This window comes from Bacillus sp. SG-1 (genome assembly GCF_000181495.1).
GTDB lineage: Bacteria > Bacillota > Bacilli > Bacillales > Bacillaceae_B > Rossellomorea.
On the sequence record NZ_ABCF01000130.1, the window covers coordinates 1 to 2,459 of the forward strand.

General features: G+C 43.2%; 2 protein-coding genes. Both read right to left on the reverse strand.

The window, feature by feature from the left end:
* Positions 1-217 (reverse strand): FGGY family carbohydrate kinase (locus tag BSG1_RS18995; protein ID WP_044023195.1); only part of this gene is annotated, 217 nt, incomplete at its 3' end.
* A gap of 650 nt (positions 218-867) precedes the next feature.
* Positions 868-2,459, reverse strand: a 1,592-nt coding sequence (gene mutL, locus BSG1_RS19000) for a DNA mismatch repair endonuclease MutL (protein WP_006838856.1), incomplete at its 5' end; no start/stop codon positions are given.

Genomic DNA, 2,459 nt, shown 5'->3' on the forward strand with positions numbered 1-2,459 from the left:
CCTCTTCTGGTTTTATTGATGATTCTGACAGTACAGTAGCAATGACCGCCAGAATCGATCCCCAGATTTCATTAGGATTGTGCTCCACCCAACCCGGTTGCGGAAAATGCTGTGTGAATTCTCTTTGGGCGGTATGGACTATTTCACCCTTTTTGTTAAAAAGGATGGCCCTTGAACTCGTCGTCCCCTGGTCTAACGATAATATGTATTTCGCCAAGCCTCCCACTCCTCCCTCATTATTCAGAATAAAGAAGAAAAACCCACACAACTATCGCCTGCGATAACCTGTGTGAGTTCGTCCTCTCTCTTCACCAATCAATTAACTTAATTTTAGAATAATATTGGAAACGTTGTCAATTATCATTTCTTGAGTTGAGAAATTTCCAGAGCTTCAGGTTGGGTTTCTTGAAAGTTTATACTAAGAACAGACCTTAATAAACGCCTTCAAAATCCCTTTTGGGTTTCTTCAGGATTCATGTCCGTGAGAAATGCGCTCAAGACACTTTCCTCGGCGTTTTACCCGGTTTATGTCCTTGAGGCACCCTCTCAAGACACTTTCCTCGGCATTTTACCCGGTTTATGTCCTTGAGAACCTCCCTCAAGACACTTTTCTCGGCGCTTCATCCGGTTCATGTACTTGAGCGTTTCCCTCAAGACACTCTTATCGGCAATTTACCCGGTTTATGCCCTTGAGAACCTCCCTCAAGACACTCTTATCGGCAATTTACCCGGTTTATGCCCTTAAGAGCTGGTTCACTCCCTAAAGTAATCGGTTTTGAATGTCCTTCCTACTGACGGTAGCGAATAAATGAGAAAAGGGCAGCACAAAAAGAACCTACACGCAAACTGCGCATAGGTCCTGTTCTTCTACATAATCCGTTTGAACATCTTTTCCATTTCATACACTGAGTAGTGAATGATGATTGGTCTGCCATGCGGGCATGTGAAAGGATCTTCTGAACGTCGGAGTTCATCCAGCAGTGCTTGAATTTCTTCATTTTTTAAGTACTGGTTCGCTTTGATAGATGCTTTACAGCTCATCATGATGGCTGCTTCTTCACGAAGTTTTTTGATATCGACTTTCTTCATGTTGAGGAGCTGTTCAATCATTTCATCAATGAGCTCCCCCTCCTGACCAGCCGGCAGCCATTGAGGATGTGAGCGGATAATGAAACTGTTATGGCCGAATTCCTCTAGAAATACCCCGACTTTTTCGAGTTCATCTTTATGTTCAATAATTTTCATGTACTCATCTGCAGAATATTCCAATGTGATCGGAACGAGCATTTCCTGAAGTTCATTCTCGACCTTTCCGACCTTCTCCCTGTAATATTCATATTTAATCCGTTCCTGTGCAGCATGTTGGTCAATGATGTACAGACCGTTTTCGTTCTGGGCAAAAATGTACGTACCATGCATTTGACCGACAGGATATAAAGGCGGAACCCTGGATGGATTCTGCTCTTCATCAGGTTGTTGTTGCTGATTCCCGGAAGGTGCCGAATTCACTTCAGGCGGTTCCTCATACACAGCAGATATTGTAGAAGTGTCCTCTTCTTCCAACAAGTCATCGTCCTGCTTATACAGCAATTCCATAACCTCTTTAGCAGGGAGTTGTTCAGGTTGATAAGCTCTCTCCTGCTGTCTCGTTTCATCTTTTTGATACGTTTTTTCCAATTGAACCGGAGCTCGGTTGTTTTCCGATAAATGATCCAATGTCAATGTTGTTTGTTCTGACTTGGGTTTCATAGGTTTCGGTTCCTTGTAACCTGACGGAATTAGTTCTTTTGTTTTAAAAGCGTCCTTGATGGCGCCGGAAACCAGTTCAAACAGTTCAGGTTCTTTACTGATCCTTACTTCCATTTTAGAAGGGTGAACATTGACATCTACAAGCAGTGGATCCATTTCGATTGAGAGCAGGACAATCGGATATCTGCCAATTGGGAGCAGGGTATGATACCCTTCCCCAATTGCTTTTGCGAGACCGTAGTTTTTTATAAATCTGCCATTGATCATGGTAGAAATATAGTTGCGGGATGCCCTGGTTATTTCCGGAAGGGAAATGTACCCTTTCACCGTAAAATCCAAAGAGGAAGCTTCAATCCTCACCATTTTCCTTGCAATATTTGTACCGTAGATGGCAGCCAGTACCTGCCTGACATCACCATTTCCATTTGTATGAAGAAGCGTTTTTCCGTTATGAATCAGTTTGATGGAAACTTCCGGATGGGAAAGGGCAATCCTGTTCGCCACATCTGTTATGTTGCCAAGTTCTGTATGGATGGTCTTCATATATTTTAAACGTGCAGGTGTATTGAAAAAGAGACTGGAAACTGTAATATCTGTTCCTTTTCTGCTGGAGGACTTTTCTTGTGTAACAACAGATCCGCCCTGCAGCTTGATTTTCACTCCCGGACCATCACCGGTGCTTGTGTTCATTTCCAGATGAGAAACAGAGG